This is a genomic window from Actinomadura kijaniata, from assembly GCF_014138665.1.
Lineage (GTDB): Bacteria > Actinomycetota > Actinomycetes > Streptosporangiales > Streptosporangiaceae > Spirillospora > Spirillospora kijaniata.
In genome coordinates, this window is sequence record NZ_JACJIA010000027.1 from 1 (window position 1) to 17,735 (window position 17,735).

The 17,735-nt window shown below is 74.1% G+C and carries 22 protein-coding genes; 8 read left to right on the plus strand and 14 right to left on the minus strand.

Going from position 1 to position 17,735, the window contains the following annotated elements; all coding sequences use genetic code 11:
- Positions 1 to 165 precede the first annotated feature (165 nt).
- On the plus strand, positions 166 to 441 hold the full coding sequence (locus tag HNR61_RS45805) for a hypothetical protein (RefSeq protein ID WP_182849434.1): 276 nt from the start codon (positions 166 to 168) through the stop codon (positions 439 to 441).
- Between the two features lie 218 nt (positions 442 to 659).
- Entirely contained in the window at positions 660 to 1,913 is a 1,254-nt protein-coding gene (locus tag HNR61_RS45810; protein ID WP_182849435.1) for an SUKH-4 family immunity protein, read from the plus strand.
- 4 nt (positions 1,914 to 1,917) lie between these two features.
- Here HNR61_RS45810 and HNR61_RS45815 read toward each other — a convergent pair whose 3' ends face one another.
- Together HNR61_RS45815 and HNR61_RS45820 are read right to left on the minus strand one after the other, a co-directional pair.
- Complete coding sequence (locus HNR61_RS45815; RefSeq protein WP_182849436.1) at positions 1,918 to 2,352, minus strand: SMI1/KNR4 family protein; 435 nt, start codon at positions 2,350 to 2,352, stop codon at positions 1,918 to 1,920.
- Between the two features lie 106 nt (positions 2,353 to 2,458).
- On the minus strand, positions 2,459 to 3,070 hold the full coding sequence (locus HNR61_RS45820; protein ID WP_182849437.1) for a TetR/AcrR family transcriptional regulator: 612 nt from the start codon (positions 3,068 to 3,070) through the stop codon (positions 2,459 to 2,461).
- Positions 3,071 to 3,138: 68 nt separating this feature from the next.
- Here HNR61_RS45820 and HNR61_RS45825 point away from each other — a divergent pair, with 68 nt between their 5' ends.
- Positions 3,139 to 3,927, plus strand: a complete 789-nt coding sequence (locus tag HNR61_RS45825; RefSeq protein WP_182849438.1) for an SDR family oxidoreductase — start codon at positions 3,139 to 3,141, stop codon at positions 3,925 to 3,927.
- A gap of 12 nt (positions 3,928 to 3,939) precedes the next feature.
- Here HNR61_RS45825 and HNR61_RS45830 read toward each other — a convergent pair whose 3' ends face one another.
- The 7 genes from HNR61_RS45830 to HNR61_RS45860 form a co-directional block, all read right to left on the minus strand.
- A complete protein-coding gene (locus tag HNR61_RS45830; protein ID WP_182849439.1) occupies positions 3,940 to 4,965 on the minus strand; it encodes an ABC-2 membrane transporter-related protein in 1,026 nt (341 codons plus the stop codon).
- Positions 4,962 to 5,846: an ABC transporter ATP-binding protein gene (locus HNR61_RS45835; RefSeq protein WP_182849440.1), complete on the minus strand. Its 885-nt coding sequence runs from the start codon at positions 5,844 to 5,846 to the stop codon at positions 4,962 to 4,964. Before HNR61_RS45835 ends, HNR61_RS45830 begins: the two co-directional genes overlap by 4 nt.
- A gap of 100 nt (positions 5,847 to 5,946) precedes the next feature.
- Positions 5,947 to 6,600 (minus strand): response regulator, encoded by a 654-nt coding sequence (locus HNR61_RS45840; protein WP_182849441.1) that lies wholly within the window; start codon positions 6,598 to 6,600, stop codon positions 5,947 to 5,949.
- Entirely contained in the window at positions 6,597 to 7,718 is a 1,122-nt protein-coding gene (locus HNR61_RS45845; protein ID WP_182849442.1) for a sensor histidine kinase, read from the minus strand. Before HNR61_RS45845 ends, HNR61_RS45840 begins: the two co-directional genes overlap by 4 nt.
- A gap of 105 nt (positions 7,719 to 7,823) precedes the next feature.
- Positions 7,824 to 8,315: a metal transporter gene (locus HNR61_RS45850; protein WP_182849443.1), complete on the minus strand. Its 492-nt coding sequence runs from the start codon at positions 8,313 to 8,315 to the stop codon at positions 7,824 to 7,826.
- Between the two features lie 99 nt (positions 8,316 to 8,414).
- Positions 8,415 to 8,882 carry a hypothetical protein gene (locus HNR61_RS45855; protein WP_182849444.1) on the minus strand — a complete coding sequence of 156 codons (468 nt, stop codon included), beginning with the start codon at positions 8,880 to 8,882 and terminating at the stop codon, positions 8,415 to 8,417.
- Between the two features lie 101 nt (positions 8,883 to 8,983).
- Positions 8,984 to 10,378 carry an alpha/beta hydrolase family protein gene (locus tag HNR61_RS45860; RefSeq protein WP_182849445.1) on the minus strand — a complete coding sequence of 465 codons (1,395 nt, stop codon included), beginning with the start codon at positions 10,376 to 10,378 and terminating at the stop codon, positions 8,984 to 8,986.
- A 79-nt stretch (positions 10,379 to 10,457) separates the two neighbouring features.
- Between HNR61_RS45860 and HNR61_RS45865 the strand changes: the two genes are divergently transcribed.
- Positions 10,458 to 11,030: an ArsR/SmtB family transcription factor gene (locus HNR61_RS45865; RefSeq protein WP_182849446.1), complete on the plus strand. Its 573-nt coding sequence runs from the start codon at positions 10,458 to 10,460 to the stop codon at positions 11,028 to 11,030.
- A 113-nt stretch (positions 11,031 to 11,143) separates the two neighbouring features.
- On the opposite strand, the gene HNR61_RS48960 is transcribed toward HNR61_RS45865, so the two are convergent.
- Positions 11,144 to 11,518 (minus strand): winged helix-turn-helix domain-containing protein, encoded by a 375-nt coding sequence (locus tag HNR61_RS48960; RefSeq protein WP_220510603.1) that lies wholly within the window; start codon positions 11,516 to 11,518, stop codon positions 11,144 to 11,146.
- Positions 11,515 to 12,117 carry a hypothetical protein gene (locus HNR61_RS45875; RefSeq protein ID WP_182849447.1) on the minus strand — a complete coding sequence of 201 codons (603 nt, stop codon included), beginning with the start codon at positions 12,115 to 12,117 and terminating at the stop codon, positions 11,515 to 11,517. The genes HNR61_RS48960 and HNR61_RS45875 overlap by 4 nt, the downstream gene beginning before the upstream one ends.
- Before the next feature lie 190 nt (positions 12,118 to 12,307).
- Here HNR61_RS45875 and HNR61_RS45880 point away from each other — a divergent pair, with 190 nt between their 5' ends.
- On the plus strand, positions 12,308 to 13,009 hold the full coding sequence (locus tag HNR61_RS45880; RefSeq protein ID WP_182849448.1) for a hypothetical protein: 702 nt from the start codon (positions 12,308 to 12,310) through the stop codon (positions 13,007 to 13,009).
- A gap of 115 nt (positions 13,010 to 13,124) precedes the next feature.
- On the opposite strand, the gene HNR61_RS45885 is transcribed toward HNR61_RS45880, so the two are convergent.
- Complete coding sequence (locus HNR61_RS45885) at positions 13,125 to 13,544, minus strand: hypothetical protein (RefSeq protein WP_220510604.1); 420 nt, start codon at positions 13,542 to 13,544, stop codon at positions 13,125 to 13,127.
- A 71-nt stretch (positions 13,545 to 13,615) separates the two neighbouring features.
- Between HNR61_RS45885 and HNR61_RS45890 the strand changes: the two genes are divergently transcribed.
- A complete protein-coding gene (locus HNR61_RS45890; RefSeq protein WP_312898423.1) occupies positions 13,616 to 14,242 on the plus strand; it encodes a PadR family transcriptional regulator in 627 nt (208 codons plus the stop codon).
- Here HNR61_RS45890 and HNR61_RS45895 read toward each other — a convergent pair.
- Complete coding sequence (locus HNR61_RS45895) at positions 14,213 to 14,917, minus strand: maleylpyruvate isomerase family mycothiol-dependent enzyme (protein WP_182849449.1); 705 nt, start codon at positions 14,915 to 14,917, stop codon at positions 14,213 to 14,215. The genes HNR61_RS45890 and HNR61_RS45895 overlap by 30 nt on opposite strands.
- 70 nt (positions 14,918 to 14,987) lie before the next feature.
- Between HNR61_RS45895 and HNR61_RS45900 the strand changes: the two genes are divergently transcribed.
- Positions 14,988 to 15,536, plus strand: a complete 549-nt coding sequence (locus HNR61_RS45900; protein WP_182849450.1) for a hypothetical protein — start codon at positions 14,988 to 14,990, stop codon at positions 15,534 to 15,536.
- A gap of 43 nt (positions 15,537 to 15,579) precedes the next feature.
- Positions 15,580 to 16,659, plus strand: coding sequence for a DmpA family aminopeptidase (locus tag HNR61_RS45905; protein WP_182849451.1), 1,080 nt, complete (start codon positions 15,580 to 15,582; stop codon positions 16,657 to 16,659).
- Positions 16,660 to 16,667: 8 nt separating this feature from the next.
- Here HNR61_RS45905 and HNR61_RS45910 read toward each other — a convergent pair whose 3' ends face one another.
- Positions 16,668 to 17,648 carry a diacylglycerol/lipid kinase family protein gene (locus HNR61_RS45910; RefSeq protein WP_182849452.1) on the minus strand — a complete coding sequence of 327 codons (981 nt, stop codon included), beginning with the start codon at positions 17,646 to 17,648 and terminating at the stop codon, positions 16,668 to 16,670.
- Positions 17,649 to 17,735 lie beyond the last annotated feature (87 nt).

Here is a 17,735-nt window from a genome sequence, read left to right on the forward strand (position 1 = left end):
CGCCGATGGTACTGCATGGGAGACTGTGTGGGAGAGTAGGACGCCGCCGGACTCATATTAGGAAAGGCCCCGCCGTTACCGGCGGGGCCTTTTCTCATTTCTGGGGATGCTGATGGGCGTCAAGAGGGCTTGACGTTCGGTTGTGTGGTCGGCGACTCTGGGGGCATGAGAGGACCGATCCGTCCCATGTTCCCGCCCGCCTCCGACGAGTTTCTGGCCGCGCTGGAGGCGCGTTTGGCCGCCATGGTCGAGACGGACCCGATGGCCGTTCTCCGGTTGGCCGCCCAGGTGGAGAGTCTGGGGCGGCGCAGTGCCGAGCAGGCGGCCGTCGCCGCCTATCAGCGTGGGGCGTCCTGGTCGGATGTCGGGGTCGCGTTCGGTATCAGCAAGCAGGCGGCGCACCAGCGGTTCGCCCGCCATGTCAGAGCCGTTCAGCGCTGACGATCGCCCCGCCTCGGACGGGGGTGCCAATAGAGGCTCCGGTTCTTCGGGTGCGGGACGTTGGACGGGTGGGCCGTGTGCGCCCCCGTCCCCGTTGGCCGGGCCCGCCGCCAGTCCGGAAATTCATGATCATCAATATCGGTGATCCGGGGACATGAGCGGCAATGCCCCATTACGGTCTTTCCGGTCGAGCCATCTCATTCCCGGGAAGGAACGCCGTGGCCGCAGGCGAGGAGAAGACCGTCACCCTGGACGCCGGGACGGGCAGGGAGATCGGGCTCCCCGAGGCCGACTTCGTGCTCCTCACCCAGGCCGGGCTGCCCGCGGACGCGGGTGGGTACTTCCGCACGGACATCCCCGACGGGCCGTTCGGGCTGTTCACCGTGCACCCGCTCTACGAGGACGGTCCGGCCCTGATCCTGGGTGGGGCCGGATCCGACGGCGGCGCGCTGTACTTCCTCGACGTGAACGACGGGGTCGTCGTGCTCCTCTGCCTGGGAGACGCCGACGAGGAGCCCCGGTTCGAGATCGTGAACACCACGCTGGGGGCCTTCGTCCGGTTCGTTCGCCTGGTGGGCGAGTACGAGCGCTCGCCCCGGGCGGAGCGGCCCGCCGATGACGGGGCCCGGCTCGTGAAGATCGCCGAGGCTCTTCAGGAGATCGATCCCGACGCGTTCCGGCACCCGCACCGCTGGTGGGCGATGGTGATCGCCGGGCTCCGGCGGGAGGTGGCCAAGCGTGAACGGACGCACTCGCCCGCCCAGTCGCACAGCGACGCCTTCGACCGGGCCCTCGACCGGCTCGACGAGGCGGGGTGGCGGCACGTCACCGGCAGGGAGTTCGCGTCCGCGACCGGGGAGTACGGGCTGCTGACCCTGCCCGGCGAGTTCACGGACGCGTTCTCGGCGGACGGTGTCCTGTGCCGGGACGTCGACGTCCGGTGGAGGGGCTCCCTGACCTCGCAGATCCAGTCGGCGTTCGCCTGGGAGGGCCTCGTGGTCCGCGTTCCCGAGGAGCCGGGGGACGGGGCGGCCGAGGATGACTTCGACGCCGCGATGGAACGCCTGCTGGCGGCGGCCCACGGTCCCCAGGAGCCGGACGAGGGCACCGTGACGTGCCTGGCCACGGCGGAGACCTCCGACCTGTGCCGGATCCTGCGGGCCTTCGGCCACCTGGCCGCCAGGGGGTACGTCGCCGAGCCCGCCCTCTGGCCCACCACGTCGGGATGCTGGCAGCGCGTGGCCGAGCGCACCGGGGACCCCGGGTCGCCCAGGGCCGTCTTCTGGAACACCCAGAGCCACGACACGGCCTTCGAGCCCAGGGGCGATCTGGTCGACGAGCTCTACCTGGGATGGGCGGGCGACCCCGCGGAGATCGCCGAGGCCCTCGCCGGGACCGGGCTCACCGTGAAGGCGCCCGCGGACGAGAAGACGGCCTTCGTCCTCGCGCCCGCCGCCCGGCCGCGAACGTGACCGGCTACCGGTACCAGTCGTCTCCGCCGTCGGTCAGGGAGCGGACGAGGTAGTCCCGGAGGTCCCGGGCGACCCACCGGCGGCTGTCGTCCTCGTGTTCCCACACGAAGATGTCGGGTCGTGCGGGGGTGCGGACGAAGGCGAACTGGTCACCGCCGCCGTTGTCGCCGAAGAAGAGCAGCGCGTCGAACGGCATGTACAGGTCGGCGAAGGAGTGGTCGGTCCAGAAGAGAAGGTTCTGCTCGACGATCTGCCGCAGGGGCCAGACCGTGTCCACCCCGTCGTGTCCCACCAGGCCGTCGGCCTCCCCGAGCAGGCTCACCAGCTCGGACGGCAGGGGGCGTCCCAGCCGCCGTTCGGCGGCGGCCACCTCCGCGGCGTCGGCGGGCTCACCGAACCCGACCCCGGAGAACGTCCGGCGGGTGATCTCTCTCCACATACGCGCAGCCTAGGGCCTGCTTCGGAGTGAGCCCCAGCCACGCACGCGGGCGCGCTCCCTGAACTGCGGGTCCGACGCCGTGGGGCAGGGCCGTGCAACACGACCGTCAGCCGAAGTCGTCGTCGAAGGCGGCGGCGAGCGCGGCGGCGATCAGGTCGGGCAGGTCCGGGCGGCCGTCCTCGCGGGCCCAGCGCGTCAGGGCGACGTGCATCGCGGCCAGGCAGGCGCCGGCCGCGGCCCAGGCGCGGAACTCCGGCTCGGGGTCGGGCGCGTCGCCGAGCAGGGCGTCGACGATGGCCTGCTGGGTGGCGAGCTGGCCGTCCAGGTGGCGGGCGCGCAGGGCCGGAGTGTCGATCATCAGCCGGACGCGGGCGAGCAGCAGGTCCTTCTCGGGTGACGGGCGCGTTCCCGGTTCGACGAGGGTGCGGGTCGTGTCGACCAGGGCCCGGCCGATCCGGCGTACCAGGGGCTCGTCGGCCGGCCGGGCCGCGACCCGGGCCGCGATGAAGGGGTCGTACCGGTCCTGGAGGACGAGGTCCTCCTTGGTCGGGAAGTGCCGGTAGACGGTCATCGGGGAGACCCCGGAGGCCCTGGCGACGTCGTTGACGGTGGTCGCGTCGTAGCCGTGCTCGGTGAACAGCCGCATCGCGTGCGACTGGATCATGCGCCGGGTCTCCGCCCGCCGACGTTCGCGCAGACTCGGCCCTTCACCACTCATGCGGGATACGCTACCGTCCTGTTAGTCACTAACAGGTTGTTAGTGACTAACAGGACGAGGTGAGTGGAATGAGCAGACTGGTCGGCAGGACCGCCGTGGTGACCGGGGCCTCGCGCGGCATCGGGCGTGCCATCGCCGAACGTCTCGCCGCCGACGGCGCGGACGTCGCCGTGCACTACGGCGGCGGCGAGTCCGCGGCCGGGGAGACGGTCGCCGGGATCGAGCGGGCCGGCGGGCGCGCCTTCGCCGTCCGCGCCGAGCTGGGAACGGCCGGGGACGCCGACGCCCTGTTCGCCGGCCTGGCGGGCTGGCTGGCCGGGCGGCCGCTGGACATCCTGGTCAACAACGCCGCGGCCGCCCCGACCGGCCCGATCGAGACCGACACCCCGGAGGCGTTCGACCGTCTGTTCGCGGTGAACGTCAGGGCGCCGTACTTCCTCATCCAGCGGGCGCTGCCGGTGCTGCGCGACGGCGGCCGGATCATCACCCTGTCCTCGGCCGCCACCCGCGCGGCCAACCCGGGCCAGACCTCCTTCGCCATGACCAAGGGCGCGGTGGAGACGATGACCCTGACGCTGGCCAGCGCGCTGGGCGTCCGCGGGATCACGGTCAACGCCGTCGCCCCCGGAGCCACCAGGACCGACGCGAACGCGCCCCTGTTCGAGGCCCCGGGCGTCGTGGAGTACCTGGCGGGCCTGGCCGCCCTCGACCGCGTCGGCCGGGCCGAGGACGTCGCCGACGTCGTCGCCTTCCTCGCCTCCGACGACGCCCGCTGGATCACCGGCCAGGTCATCGACGCCAGCGGCGGCCTCCACCTCGGTTCCCGCGGCGGCCTCCGGCTCAGCGCCCGGGGCTGACCCGCCGGGCCGTCAGGTCACGCGGCGGCGGACGCGCCAGAGGCCGAACGCCACCAGCAGCCCGCTGAGCGCGAGGTAGACCGCGGTCTCGGCCCACTGGAACGCCCAGTAGCGGTCCGCCGGGTGGTAGGCGACGGCGACGTGCAGCCTCAGCTTGCCCAGGCACACCGCGGTGTCGCCGAACGTGCCGGTCGCCCCGGCCCTGGGCGGGCTGTCGAGGCAGGCGTTGAACCGCCGCTCGTCGAGGTTCCGGCCGTCGGCGGTGCGCAGCGGGCCGAGGTCGCTGATCCACGCGTCGGGCGCGTCCGGGATCCGCACGCCGCCGACCACCGCGCCGCCGCCGATGCTGCCCAGGCTCCGCGCCTGGTTGATGGCCTGGGCGGTCATCGGCAGCGTCGTCCTCTCCGGCGGCATGAGACCGGGCCGCACGAAGTTGGGGAACAGGAACTGGAAGACCAGGAACCCGGCCAGCGTGACGGCCATCGCGGGCAGGGTGCGGCGCAGCACCAGACCGGCGACGGTGCCGAACGTGAAGGCCAGCGCGGCGTATCCGACCGGCACGATGTGGCGGGCGCCGAACTCGAAGGTGCCGAACCGGTTCTTGACGACCTCGTCGAACGGGGCGGCCGCCCAGGTCAGCAGGGCGGCGGCCGTCCCCGTCACGACCATGGCGGCGGCGCCGACGACCAGGAGCTTGACGAGCAGCCACCGGCCCCGCGTCACGCTCTGGTTCCACACCATCCGGTGGGTGCCCGCCTCCAGCTCGCGGGCGACCAGCGGCGCGCCCCAGAACGTGCCGAGGACGGCGGGGACCAGGCCGAGCCCGGCGGCCAGGAACAGCAGCGTGGACTCGTAGGCGGCGCGGAACCGCGCCTGCGTCTCGGCGCAGCCGGCCCGCCCCGCGCACTCGGACCGGTAGGCGTCGTGGGCGTCGCGGATGTCGCCGCCCAGGTACACCAGGTAGGCGGCGGCCAGGACCAGCGCGACCGCGGCGGCCAGCGCCTGGACGCGGAACTGCCGCCAGCTCAGCCAGATCATCGCGGTCCCTCCGCGGCGGCGCGGGTCATGTAGCTCAGCACGAGCTCCTCCAGTGAGACGGGTTCGGCGGGGCGGGGCAGGGGCGGCGGTCCGGTGTCGCCGCGCACGACCGCGACGCTGGCGCGGCCGTGGTGCTCCACCCGGATGGTCTCGACGCCGGACGGCAGCCGCTCCAGCTCGCCGGGGGGAGCGGTGACGCGGTGGTGGGTGGCCAGCAGGTCGCGGACGTCACCGGCGACCTGGACGCGCGAGCCGCTCAGCACGATCAGGTGGTCGCAGACCCGCTCGATGTCGTCCAGCAGGTGGGAGGAGAGCACGGCGCCGGCGCCGAGCTCGGTGACGAACTCCATCAGGTTCCGCAGGAACCCGCTGCGCGCCAGCGGGTCCAGCGCGGCGGCCGGCTCGTCGAAGATCAGCAGTTCGGGGCGCTTGGCGGCGGCGATCGTCAGCGCGAGCTGCGCCCGCTGCCCGCCCGACAGCCGGCCCGCCTTCTGGTCGGGGTTCAGCCCGACCTGCGCGATGCGCCGCTCGGCCAGGCCCCGGTCCCACGCCGGGTTGAGCCGGGCGCCCAGCCGCAGGTGCTCGGCCACCGTGAACGACCCGTACACGGGCGTGTCCTGCGCGACGAACCCCACCCGGGCCAGGTGGGCGGCGTCGGCCGCCGGGCGGGACCCCAGCACGGTCAGCGATCCGGACGTCGGCTCGACCAGCCCGCAGGCCAGGTGCAGCAGCGTCGACTTGCCGGCCCCGTTCGGGCCGACCAGGCCGATGATCCGGCCCGGGGGAACGGAGAGGGTGACGTCGCTCAGCGCGGTGCGGCGGCCGTATCTCTTGGTCAGACCCTCGGCGTGGAGCACCGGAGGGGAGGTCGTGTTCGGCATGGTCCCATCCTGGGAACCCGCGCCCGGGACCGGCACCGATCGAAGGCACGGTCGGTGCCGCCGCCGGCCGTACTTTCGGCCGGTTCGCGCCCGCCGGCGGTCAGCCGGGCTCCACCAGCCGGTTCTCCCAGGCCCACGCGGCGATCTGGACCCGGTTCCGGGTGCCGAGCTTGGCCTGGATGCCGGACACGTGGCCCTTGACCGTGCTCAGCGAGATGAACAGCTCCGCGGCGATCTGCTGGTTGGTGCGGCCCCGGGCGACGGCCCGCACGACCTCCAGCTCGCGGTCCGACAGCGGCGTGCGCGCGGGCTCGCGGGGCGCCCCGGCCGAGGCGAGATGCCGCAGCAGCCGGAGCGTGATCGACGGTGAGACCAGCGCCTCGCCGTTGTGGGCGGCGCGGACGGCCTCCACCAGCAGCCCCGGCCCGGCGTCCTTCAGCACGAACCCGACCGCGCCGCCGCGCAGCGCGCCGTACACGTACTCGTCCAGGTCGAAGGTGGTGACCACGACCACGCGCAGCGGATCGGCCGCCTTCGGCCCGGCCAGCGCGCGGGTGACCTCGATGCCGTCCAGCCGGGGCATCCTGATGTCGACCAGGCACACGTCGGGCCGCAGCCGCCGCGCCAGGGCGACGGCCTCGGCGCCGTCGGCGGCCTCCCCGACGACCCTGATGTCGGGCTGGTCCTCCAGGATGAGCCGCAGCCCGCGGCGGATCATCGACTGGTCGTCGGCGACCAGGACCCCGATGGTCATCGGGGCTCCCCGGCGGGGACGGGCAGCACGGCCCGCACCGACCAGCCGGCGCCGGGCCCCGGTCCGGCGCTCAGCGTGCCGCCGAGGGACTCGACGCGCTCGCGCATGCCGACCAGGCCGTATCCGCCGCGGTGCCGGGCGTGCGCCGGGCCGTGCGGGGCGTCGTCGGCGACCTCGACCGCGATCCCCTCGGGGACCCGGTCGACGGTGACCTCGACCGAGCGGGCGCGCGGCGCGTGCCGCAGCACGTTGGTCAGGGACTCCTGGACGACGCGGTGCACGGTGCCGGCCACCTCCGGCGGCCAGTCGGTCCGGTCGGGCACGCGCAGGCGCACCGCGGGGCCCTTGCCCTCGAAGCGGCCGACCAGCGTCCCCAGCTCCTCGGGGCCGGGGGAGGGAGGCGCGCCGTCGTCGGCGTCGCGCAGCAGCCCCACCACGCGGCGCATCGCCGCCAGCGCGTCGGACCCGGCCGCCTCGATCTCGGTCAGCGCCCCGCCGACCCGCCCGGGGTCCCGGCGCGCCACGATCTGGGCGGCCTGCGCCTGGATCAGCATGCCGGTGATGTGGTGGGCCACGATGTCGTGCAGCTCCCGGGCCAGCTCCAGCCGTTCGGCGCGGCGCACCCGCTCGGCGACGGCGGCCGCCCGCGCGTCCAGCGTCCGGAACGTCAGCCCGGCCGCGACGGCCGCCGCCCACGCCAGGCCGTTGATCGCCGTCACGCCCGTGAGGCCGGACACCTCGGGCCCGGCGACGACCTGCCCGGCCGCGACCAGCACCGCCCAGGCCGTCGCGGCCGCGCCCGCCGCGACCGGCGGCCGCGTCCGGACGGCGGCCCCGACCAGCACCGCCAGCCCCAGCGCCAGGGCGGGGCTGGGTTCGGTGGGGAGGTCGGCGCCCGCCGCCTCGGGCAGCAGCACCGCCAGGGCGGCCACGGCCAGGCCCGCGAACGGCGCCCACCCCGGCCGCCGGCGCAGCAGCGCCAGCACGCACACGACCGCCGCGGCGGCGCCCGCGGGCAACGCGTAGGCCGCGCCCCAGGTCTGGGCGACGGCGGCGGACTGGACGGTGATCACCGTGGCGAACGCCGCGCCCGACCCGACCACGGAGGCCCTTCTCATCCATCGGTCCGCGGCAGCCACGTCGGCAAGGGTACTGAGCCGGCGCGCGGCCGGGAAGCGCCGCACCCGGCCCGCGCCCGCCGGAGCGTTCGGTTCCGCCACCGCCTAGGGCCGCCCGCCGCCGGACAGCCGCAGCGCCGGGCCGAGCACCAGCGCTCCGGCCAGGGCGGCCGTCGCGATGGTGGTGACGCCGGTCGGCCCGGACAGCCACGTCAGCGCGACCACCGCGACGCCGCCCGCGGCGATGCCCGCCGCCGGGCCCGCGCGCAGCGTCCTGATCGCCGAGCCCACCAGCACCGCCATGGCCAGGGCCGGGACGGGCGCGGGCTCCTGCGGCAGGTCGGCGGCCAGGGAGAGCGCGGTCGCGGCGCCCGCCACCGCCACGCCCGCGACCGCCGCCCACGGCCGCCACCGGCCGCGCAGCAGCGCCAGCGCGCCCACCACCAGCGAGACGGCCAGGTCGAACGCCCAGGAGGCCCCGCCCCAGCTGGTGGCGAGCATGAAGGCGGTGAAGGCGGTCCCGGCGGCGAACACGACGCCCAGCCCGACGTCGACCACCGTTCCGGCCGGTCGCGCCGACCGATCCACTGTGTCCATGACCCCGACGCTAGGAAACCCCGTCGGCGGGGCGGACCGGCCGAAAGTACGGTGCCGGTCCGCCGGGGCCGTGCTTTGGACCGGTTCCCGGGATCACCCTCAGTAGAGGACCGTGCCCTTGAGGCTGGAGCCGACCTGCTTGGAGGCCGACCTGAGGGACAGGTGGAACCTCGTCCCCGGCTTGACCCTGACCTTGTTGAGCCGGACGGTCCTGCCCGCGTCGGTGCGCTTGACGGTCACGGCGGGGCCCAGGGCCTTGCCGTTCTGCGCGACGAGCTGCACCTTCACCGGGGCGTTCCGGTGCACCTGGGCGACCCTGAGCAGGACGTTGGCCCCGACCTTCGTCTTGGTCAGGGGCCCGCGCGCCCTCGACGGGACGGTCGTGCCCCGGGGACCCGGGTTCACCCTGACCCAGAAGGAGTGCTGCTTCTGCTTCGCCTTGGCGACCTGGACCGCGGCCGGGTGGGCGTCGGGCGCCGCGGCCATCGCGGGGGCGGCGCCCATGGCGAGCGAGGCCGACAGGCCGCCGACGACGGCGGCCCGCGAGACGAGGGACTTCCGGACCATGCGCTTCTCCTTCTCCTCGACCGAAACGACATGATCACCCTCGTGGGCGCCGGCGCCGGGCCACCAGAGTCCCCGGCACCAACGCGACTGGCACCGGGCTCCTACAGGAGCCCCCAGTAGAAGGCCCACGGCACGAACACCGCCCCGGCCACCAGCAGCAGCCCCACCCGGACCCGCTCGCCGCGCGGGACCTCCCGGCGCCAGCGGAGGACCGTCCCGACCAGCGCGACCACCGCCAGCACCGCCGTCACCTGCAACAGCACCCAGGGGAGCGGCCGGCCGAACAGGAGCGGGCCGGTCGCGGTCCCCTTGCCCATCACGAGGGAGAACAGGTAGAAGAACGCGCCCAGGAAGCCGGCCGCCCCCGTGGCCGCCAGCGTGCGGGCCCAGCCGTTGGCCACCCCGCGCCGTCCCCGGACGCGGCGCGCCAGCGCCGTCAGCGGGTAGGCCGCGAACGCCACCAGGAACAGGACGGCCGCGAAGAGCTGCGCCCACTTGCCCTCCCACCACGCCGAGGGCGGGGCCACGACGGTCGGGTGGTCCTGCCTCGGCGGGGTGGGGGCGTCGGCGTTGGGCAGGCGGCCGGAGGTGACGTCCCGGACCCATCCGGCCACCAGGTCGGCGTAGCCGGGGGCGAGGGCCTCGCCCCGGGTGCGGCCGCCGTCGGGGGTCTGGTGGAGGCCGTGGTCGGCGTCCCGGAAGTAGCGGAACGTGTAGTGGGTGTTGCCGCCGCGCCGGAGGGCCCGCGCGAACAGCGGCGGGTTCTCCTGCGGCGGCGTCAGCAGGTCGCGGTCGCCCCACACGCCCAGCAGCGGCTGCCGCACCCTCGCCAGCACGCCCTGCGCGTCGTGGTGGGCCTCGGCGAACAGGCCGATGTCGCCGGCCAGGCGGGCGAAGTTGTGCTTGCCCCGGTCGATGAGCGAGCCGCGCACGCCCGCGCGGCGCAGCTCGGACGCCTCGTTCCAGATCTGCTGGCGCAGCGGGGTCATCGCGTTGCCGCCCACCACGATCACGAACGCGACGTCGCGGGAGCGGGAGGCCGCCAGCGGCGCGACCCAGCCGCCCTCGCTGAGGCCCCACACGCCGACCCTGGCCGGATCGACGCCGGGCTGCGCGCGCAGCGTGCGGACGGCCCCGAGCGCGTCGTCGGCGAGTTCGGAGTAGGAGCGCCGGAAGAGCGTGTACCCGGCCGAGCGCTTGTCGTAGATGAGGACGGCCAGGCCGCGGCGCGCGAACTCGACGGCCTCGGTGCGCAGGTGCTCGCGGGGGACGCCGGCGCCGGAGCCGGTGACGAGCACGACGCCCGCGCGCGGCGCGGTCCCCGGGGGTTTCAGGACCGTGCCGCGCAGGGTCAGCCCGCCATGCCCGGTGAAGGACACCTCGGTGGCGGTGAGGCCGGGCGGGGCCGGGACGGGGCCGCCGCCGCCCGCGCGGGCGGGCAGCGGCAGGAACAGGAGGAGCGCCAGGAGCGCCAGGAGGGTCGGTGCTTTCCGCATGCCCTGGACGCTAGTTTGCAGAGGAAGCTTTGCAAAGGTTTCTCTGCAAAGATGGCTCTGCGGTATTAGGCTGCTCCTCATGAAGGACGATGCCGAGCCCGTCATCCTGGACGACCCGGGGAAGCTGAAGGCCCTCAGCCACCCGCTGCGCCGCAAGATCCTGCGGTGGCTCGACGCGCACGGGGCGGCCACGTCCACCACGCTCGCCGAGGCGCTCGGGGAGAGCACCGGCACGACCAGCTACCACCTGCGGCAGCTGGAGCGGCACGGCCTCATCGAGGAGATCTCCGAGCGGTCCGCCGGGCGGGAACGCTGGTGGCGGCGCGCCGAGAGCCCCCGCGACCTGCGCTTCCCGAACCTGGACGCGGTGCCGGACGAGCAGCGGCCGGTGCTGGGCGAGGTGCTGCGGCTCATGCACGCCGAGGACACCGAGCTGATGAGCCGGGTCCCCGAGGAGTACGCGCGGCGTCCGGAGTGGGTGCGGGTGTCGCGGGGGAGCGCGGTGCTGACCGAGGAGGGGCTGGCCGAGTTCTTCGAGGACTACATCAGGCTGCTGCAACGGCACAGCGACCGGGCGCGGGAGGCCGCCGACCCGGACGCCCGGCCCGTGCACGTCCGCCTGTTCACGCTGCCCGCCGACGGCGAGGAGTGAGCGCTCACCGGTCGTGGCGGCAGACCGCCTCCAGCACGGACCCGAACGATCGTCGCAGGTCGTGCGCCTCGGAGGACGCCCCACAGCGCGGTCGCGTGAACGAGTCGGCCGGGTCAGTCTTGTGCGGGGGGTTTCTCGCTGTGCTCGAACCGCGTGAGGAGCCGCTTGAGCGCTTTCATCTCCGCCGCCAGCGCCCGGCGGCCCTCGGCGGTGATCTCGACCCAGGTGCGCGGTCGGCGGCCCTGGTAGCCCTTGGTGGTAGCCACCAGGCCCTGCTTTTCGAGGATCTCGATATGGCGCCCGAGGTTTCCGTCGGTGAGCTCCAAGGCTGACTTCAGGTAGCCGAAATCGGCGCGCTGTGTCTCCTGCAGGACGGTGAGGATGCCGAGCCTGACCCGCTGATGTACGACATCGTTGAGCGTCGTGGTCGGATGACCGCCGGTCTCCCCGCCGGCATCGCCGATGGTGTCGCTACCGGATCCGGTCACCGGCGGTTCTCCTTCCACAACGCGACCCCGCCCCCGGCCAGAAGGGCCAGGCCGGTCAACGCGAACACCGCGTGGCCCGAACGGTCCAGGTGGCCGAAGGCGTACCCGGCCGAGTCGGTGAGCTCATCGAGTTTGTTGCTGATGAAGTAGCGGCCCTCCAGCCAGCCGATGCTCGCGAACATCACTGCCCACAGGCCGAGATGGCCGTTGCGCTGCCGGATCGCGATGACGGCAAGGCCGAGCCCGGCCGCCGGGATCGGCGCGACGAACCCCAGCGGCACGAACAGCACGGCGAGCAGCACCGCGACGCCCAGCGGCAGATAGGACCCGCGTCCCCGGCCGACACCGGTCTGAGACTCCTGCCGGGAATACCACAACCAGGTCCCCAGGAATCCGCTTGGTCCGGCCAGCAACCAGTAGGCGTCCCACGAGCCGGGGTCGCTCACCAGGACTGCGCCGATGAAGGTCAGTCCACCGAAGACCAGCAGGGGGACCGAGGACGCGTGCCGGTCACCGCGCACCCGGCGGCGCAGCCGCTCGGTGTCCTCGACCACTTCCTGAAGTGCCGTCTGCGCCGAGCTCTGTGAACCCCCAGCCATCACGTTACTCCCTAGAGTTGTCTGCGTTAAAGAGAACTCTACATCGCAGAGTTAATGCCCACAAGCAACCCCCGTGGAGGCGGACCCAGGGGACGTGGCCCGTGACAGGGCGTTCGGCGATGCTGCGTCGGACGTTCCAGCGATCCCTGAGCCGAATGGAAGGTCGCCCGCAATCTGCGATCATCGCGCGGTGACCGACGATGTGGATCTCGACGAGTTCGGTGTCTTCGACAACGCTCTGCTGCAACGGCGATGGCGGGAAATGGCCCGGGAGCTGGCGCCCACCCTGCCGGGGACGTGGCGGCTCCGTGGACGTGGACGGAGTCGAGTGCTCGTCCGGGAACCGATCGAGTGGACGGTGGCGTGGATCGGTTTCAGCCGCAGTGCCTTTTCAGAGTCGGGATGGTTCATGGCGGCCGTTGAACCGCTGGTGAAACCCACGTTCTCCTGGGCCTTGTCGTTCGGCCTGAGGATGGACGAGGTCCGGAACGGCCCCAAGGACGTCGATCTGCGTGACGACTCCGCAGCGCGGGACCTGGCGAGGTTCGCCCATGAGGCGGCCTTGGCCGAGCTCGACCGGTGGACCGTCGAACGCCTTGCCGGCGCGGCCGAGAAGTCCCTGAAGCGCCCGCTCGAGCGCCGGCGGCCACCGCATTACTGGCTCATGGCTCCCGGCTGGCGCGTTCTGCTGGACACCGGATCGCCACGGGAGGTCTTTGACGAGGTCGTCGACTTCTTCGGCTCCAGGGACCTGCAGGAACAGCTTCCCTTCTATCAAGACCTGTGCGACCGCTGGGAGAGCGGTGGACGGCCCGAAGCACTCGCCTTCCTGCAAAGCCACCGAGACCACAAGCTGGAAGCAGCAAGGCTGACCACCAGACCTCAAGGCTAGGCCGCGTCCGGTGGACCTTGGTGTTTGGCTTACGTGCCGCGCTTGCCGTGGGCGGGGCGGTAGGCGAACCGGTCGGCCGCGTCCAGGAACGGTTCGAAGCCGAGGGCGGGGACCTTCACCCCGAGGTGGCCGAGGAGCATCCGGTCAGACGGCGGCCGTGCCGAGACGGAACCGGGGCTCCTCCACCGGGTCGTCCACCGTGAGGGCCGCCGCGCCGGGGGCCGGGCGGGGGCGGCGCGGCACCGGGGCGCCCGACGACCCGCCGCGCCCCCGGGTAGACGAGCAGGCCGTCGACCGGGTCGGGGACCGCGTCCAGCGCGGCCCGCACCAGGGGCAGCGCCCGCCAGCGCGACCAGTGCTCCTCGCCGGGGAACGACAGCTCCAGCACCAGGCCCCAGTGGCTCTCGGTCAGGCACCAGTCCGTCGCGCCGTGGGTCAGCGCGGCCTCGACGAGCTGTTCCCGCCAGCCCAGGAACCAGGACGTCGCGGGGAACCTCCCGTCGAAGACCTCGATGGACCACCAGTCCGCGTCCATGCGGCATCGCCTCCGCCTCGACGATAGGCGCGGTTCGGTCCGCCCGCCAGCCCCCTTATAGCCTGGGCGGCGTGAAACGCGAGGCGGTGTCGGCGACGCGGCTGCTGGTGCTCGGCGGGGTGCGCGGGTTCGGGCGGGCGCACGGGTACGAGGTACGGCGCACGCTGCTGTCGTGGGGGTCGGACGAGTGGGCCAACGTCAACCCCGGCTCGATCTACCACGCGCTGAAACAGCTGACCAAGGAGGGGCTGCTGCGCGCCCACGAGGCCGCCGGCAGCTCCGCCGGGCCGCCCCGCACCGACTACGAGATCACCGCGGCGGGCGAGGCGGAGTTCCTGCGGCAGCTGCGGGAGGCGCTGGTCACGGTGGACGTGCGGCGGCCGGAGCTGCTGACCGCCGCGCTGGGTTTCCTCACCGAGCTGCCGCGCGCCGAGGCGGTCGGGCTGCTGGAACGGCGGCTGGAGGCGCTGGCGGCGTTCCGCGGCGAGGTCGCCCCGCACCTGGCGTGGGAGTCGGGCGACCACCTCAACGAGCTGCTCGACTGGTGGGTCACCTCCGCCGACGCCGCCACCGCGTGGACGCGCGGGCTGATCGGGCGGCTGCGCGACGGCGCGTACGTGATGGCCGACGAGAAGCCGGACGACGGGGCCGACGAGAGGCCGCGCGGGTCAGGCGAGGCAGACCAGCGCGGAGCGTAGCCCGCGGTCCAGCGGGTGGCCGTCCGGCAGCCGGCCGGTGGTGGCCTCGACGAACTCGGCGGCCGGCAGCTCGGCGGAACGGCCGTCCAGCGTGACGCGGTAGCCGCCGGGGACGCGTTCCACCTGGACGGGCGTGTCCGTCTCGCCCAGCGCGAACCGCCCGAACTCCGCGCGCCACGCCGTGCGCGCGTCCCGTTCGGCCGGGTCCACCGGGGCGGCCACGTCGTCGGCGTGGGTGGCATACTCCGAGGCGTAGTGCCAGGTCTGGAGCCCCACCGGGTACGGCCCGCTCATCGTGGGCAGCATCGCGTCCGCGCCGCGCTCGCGCATCCGGCGGCGGGTGTCGGCGTTGGCGCCCCGCCACTCCGCCAGGACCTCCCGGGCGGGCCGGTCCCGGCGGGTCCGCACGCACCAGTCGTTGAACGCGTCCAGGTCGTCCACGCCCTCCTTCTCCAGCCGCGCGAACAGGCCGCCCAGGTCGTCGTCCAGGCAGGCGTGGTTGTACAGCTCCTCCCCGGCCAGGTGGGCGAGCACGTCGCGCACCGACCATCCGGAGCAGCGCGACGGCCGGTCCCAGTCGTCGCCGTCGAGGCCCGCGAAGTGGGCGTCGAGCCGGGCGGCCTCGCGGTCGAACACGTCGAAGGGGTTGGCGTCGGGTGTTTCCTGTGCGTCCATGGGCCTATGCCTGCCCGGTCCCCGGCGTGGCGAACCAGGGCGGGCCCGCGGGCGAGGTGCGGAGGCGGGGATGGGCGAGACGTCGGCGGCACCGGGCGCGGTCCTGGCCGCGTTGCTGGTCACGGCCGGGACGCTGGCCGGGGGATGCAGCCGTGACGGCGGCGGGGACATGGCCGCCCCCGGCAGGACGCTGCCCGCGCCGGGGGAGCGGCCCGCGGCGGTCCGGATGGGCACCACGGCGCGGGGGCGGGCGCTGGTGGACGAGATGGGCCGCGCCCTGTACCGGTTCGCCCGCGACGGCCGCGGCCGGCCGACCTGCCGGGGCGACTGCGCCGCGATGTGGCCGCCGTTCACGGCCGGGCGGCCGCCCCGCGCGGGCGAGGGCGCGCGGGCCGACCTGGTCGGGGTGGTCCGCCGCGCCGACGGCCGGCTCCAGGCCACCTACGCCGGGCACCCGCTGTACCGGTACGTCCGGGACGACGGGCTGCCCACCGAGGCCGAGGGCCACGACCTGTGGGACCACGGGGCCGAGTGGTACCTGCTCGACGCCGCCGGACGTCCCCTGCCCCCCGACGGCGGGGGCCTGAGGCGCGTCCCCCGCGAGGGCGCCGACCGCTGACCGTCCGTACCCTGGGGGCCTCGACCGGAACGAGAGGGGACCCATGACCCGCGCCCGCGCGTTCGGCCTGCCGCTGCCCGGTACCCCCGGCCCCCACAACGCGATCACCGACGTCCCCGGCGTGGCCGTCGGCTTCACCACGCTGGACGAGGGCCCGGTGCGGACCGGCGTGACGGCGGTGCTGCCGCGCGGGCACGACGGCCTCGCCGACGCGTGCGCGGCGGGGATCTTCTCCCTCAACGGCAACGGCGAGATGACCGGCTCCCACTGGATCGCCGAGACCGGGGCCCTCGGCACACCCGTGCTGATCACCAACACCCACGCCGTCGGCCCCTGCCACGAGGGCGTGATCCGGTGGGTCAAGCGGCGGCTGCCCGGCGACGAGTGGCTGCTGCCGGTCGTCGCCGAGACCTACGACGGCTACCTCAACGACATCAACGGCGGCCACGTCCGCCCCGAGCACGCCGAGGCCGCCCTGGACGCCGCCGCCCCCGGCCCGGTCGCCGAGGGCTCGGTCGGCGGCGGCACCGGCATGAACTGCTACGGCTTCAAGGCCGGCACCGGCACCGCCTCCCGGACCGTGGAGTACGCGGGCGACGTCCACACCGTGGGCGTGCTGCTCCAGGCCAACTTCGGGGCGCGCCGCGAGCTGACCGTCGGCGGCGTCCCGGTCGGCCGGGACATGACCGGCGACGACCCGATGGCCGAGACCGACTGGACCGCCCCGCCCGGCGCGGGCTCGGTCATCGTGCTGGTCGCCACCGACGCGCCGCTGCTGCCCGGCCAGTGCGCCGCGCTCGCCCGCCGCGTCCCGCTCGGCCTGGCCCGCACCGGCACGATCGGCCACCACTCCTCCGGCGACCTGTTCCTGGCGTTCTCCACCGCCAACGCGGGCGCGCTCACCGGCGGCTTCCCGGCCGGGGAGCCGGGGTACGAGACCCTGCGGTTCGTGCCGTGGAACCGCGTGGACCCGTTCTACGAGGCGGTCGTGGAGGCCGTCGAGGAGGCCGTGCTGAACGCGCTGCTGGCCGCCGCGACGACGGTCGGACGCGACGGGCACCGCTCGCCCGGCCTCCCGCACGACCGGCTGAAGGAGCTGCTGGCCGCGCGCGGCGCCCTCTAGCCGGTCCCTCAGGTGTCGACGAACGACGTCGGGACGATCACCCGCAGCGCGTTGCCCAGCAGCCTGATCCGCACCGGGGTGCGGCCGCGGATCTCGCCGTCCACGTCCACCGACAGCGGCGGGTCGGTCTCCACCACCACCTCGTCGGTGGTGAGGAACGCCTCGCTCTTCAGCGACCGCCACCGTCCGGTCAGCACGTGCCGGGCGGTGGCCGAGGCCAGCTTCAGCCGCCGCTCGTCGCCCAGCCGGTAGACCGCCAGCAGCCGGTCGTCGGGGCTGGCGTCGCGGGCGATGCGCTGGCCGCTGTGGTGGGCGCCATTGGCGATGTTCAGCTGGTGGGTGGGCATCTCGCGGGTGACGCCGTCGATGGTCACCTTCGCGTGGAACGCCTCGTGCCGGGGCAGCAGCCGCACCGCGGTGAGCGCGTAGGCGGGGCGGCCCAGCGCGGCCTTGAGCCGGTGCGGGACCTGCTCGGCGACGTGCACCGACAGGCCGAGGCTGACCATGTTGGCGAAGATGTGCTCGTGGTCGTCGGCGCCGCCCGGGTCGTCGGTGAGGTCGCCGGTGCTCTCGAACCAGCCCACGTCCACGTCGGCGACCTTGCCCTCGGCCAGCACCCGTACCGCGCCCGGCAGGTCCAGCGGCAGCTCCAGGCTGCGCGCGAAGTTGTTGGTGGTGCCGAGCGGCAGCACCCCCAGGGCGATGTCGCGGTGCGCCAGATGGCTGACGGCCGCCGCGATCGTGCCGTCGCCGCCCCCGGCCACCACCAGGTCGGGCCGCGAGTCCACCACGTCGGTCAGCACCGCGTCCAGCTTCGCCGGGTCGGGGACCGGGACGATCTCGTCGAACACCATCCCCGCCTCGTCCAGCAGCCGTCCGGCCCGTTCGAACAGGCGGCGGCCGCGGCGGGACCGGGAGTTCACCACCAGGACCGCGCGGCCGCGTCCGCGTTCCCGGATCACGGCCTCCAGCTCGGGTTTGCTGCGCATCGTGACGGGTCGTCTCCCCTCTCTCGCGGCTCACCCTACCGGGCGGCCCGACCGGAAACCCGACGGCATATTTTATAAAACGGTTAC

Excerpts from the sequence above, each read along its gene's own strand:
- HNR61_RS45805 (WP_182849434.1), top strand. The coding sequence starts at position 166 with ATGAGAGGACCGATCCGTCCCATGTTCCCGCCCGCCTCCGACGAGTTT.
- HNR61_RS45815 (WP_182849436.1), bottom strand. The coding sequence starts at position 2,352 with ATGTGGAGAGAGATCACCCGCCGGACGTTCTCCGGGGTCGGGTTCGGT.
- HNR61_RS45820 (WP_182849437.1), bottom strand. The coding sequence starts at position 3,070 with ATGAGTGGTGAAGGGCCGAGTCTGCGCGAACGTCGGCGGGCGGAGACC.
- HNR61_RS45825 (WP_182849438.1), top strand. The coding sequence starts at position 3,139 with ATGAGCAGACTGGTCGGCAGGACCGCCGTGGTGACCGGGGCCTCGCGC.
- HNR61_RS45830 (WP_182849439.1), bottom strand. The coding sequence starts at position 4,965 with ATGATCTGGCTGAGCTGGCGGCAGTTCCGCGTCCAGGCGCTGGCCGCC.
- HNR61_RS45835 (WP_182849440.1), bottom strand. The coding sequence starts at position 5,846 with ATGCCGAACACGACCTCCCCTCCGGTGCTCCACGCCGAGGGTCTGACC.
- HNR61_RS45840 (WP_182849441.1), bottom strand. The coding sequence starts at position 6,600 with ATGACCATCGGGGTCCTGGTCGCCGACGACCAGTCGATGATCCGCCGC.
- HNR61_RS45845 (WP_182849442.1), bottom strand. The coding sequence starts at position 7,718 with ATGAGAAGGGCCTCCGTGGTCGGGTCGGGCGCGGCGTTCGCCACGGTG.
- HNR61_RS45850 (WP_182849443.1), bottom strand. The coding sequence starts at position 8,315 with ATGGACACAGTGGATCGGTCGGCGCGACCGGCCGGAACGGTGGTCGAC.
- HNR61_RS45855 (WP_182849444.1), bottom strand. The coding sequence starts at position 8,882 with ATGGTCCGGAAGTCCCTCGTCTCGCGGGCCGCCGTCGTCGGCGGCCTG.
- HNR61_RS45860 (WP_182849445.1), bottom strand. The coding sequence starts at position 10,378 with ATGCGGAAAGCACCGACCCTCCTGGCGCTCCTGGCGCTCCTCCTGTTC.
- HNR61_RS45865 (WP_182849446.1), top strand. The coding sequence starts at position 10,458 with ATGAAGGACGATGCCGAGCCCGTCATCCTGGACGACCCGGGGAAGCTG.
- HNR61_RS45875 (WP_182849447.1), bottom strand. The coding sequence starts at position 12,117 with ATGGCTGGGGGTTCACAGAGCTCGGCGCAGACGGCACTTCAGGAAGTG.
- HNR61_RS45885 (WP_220510604.1), bottom strand. The coding sequence starts at position 13,544 with ATGGACGCGGACTGGTGGTCCATCGAGGTCTTCGACGGGAGGTTCCCC.
- HNR61_RS45895 (WP_182849449.1), bottom strand. The coding sequence starts at position 14,917 with ATGGACGCACAGGAAACACCCGACGCCAACCCCTTCGACGTGTTCGAC.
- HNR61_RS45900 (WP_182849450.1), top strand. The coding sequence starts at position 14,988 with ATGGGCGAGACGTCGGCGGCACCGGGCGCGGTCCTGGCCGCGTTGCTG.
- HNR61_RS45905 (WP_182849451.1), top strand. The coding sequence starts at position 15,580 with ATGACCCGCGCCCGCGCGTTCGGCCTGCCGCTGCCCGGTACCCCCGGC.
- HNR61_RS45910 (WP_182849452.1), bottom strand. The coding sequence starts at position 17,648 with ATGCGCAGCAAACCCGAGCTGGAGGCCGTGATCCGGGAACGCGGACGC.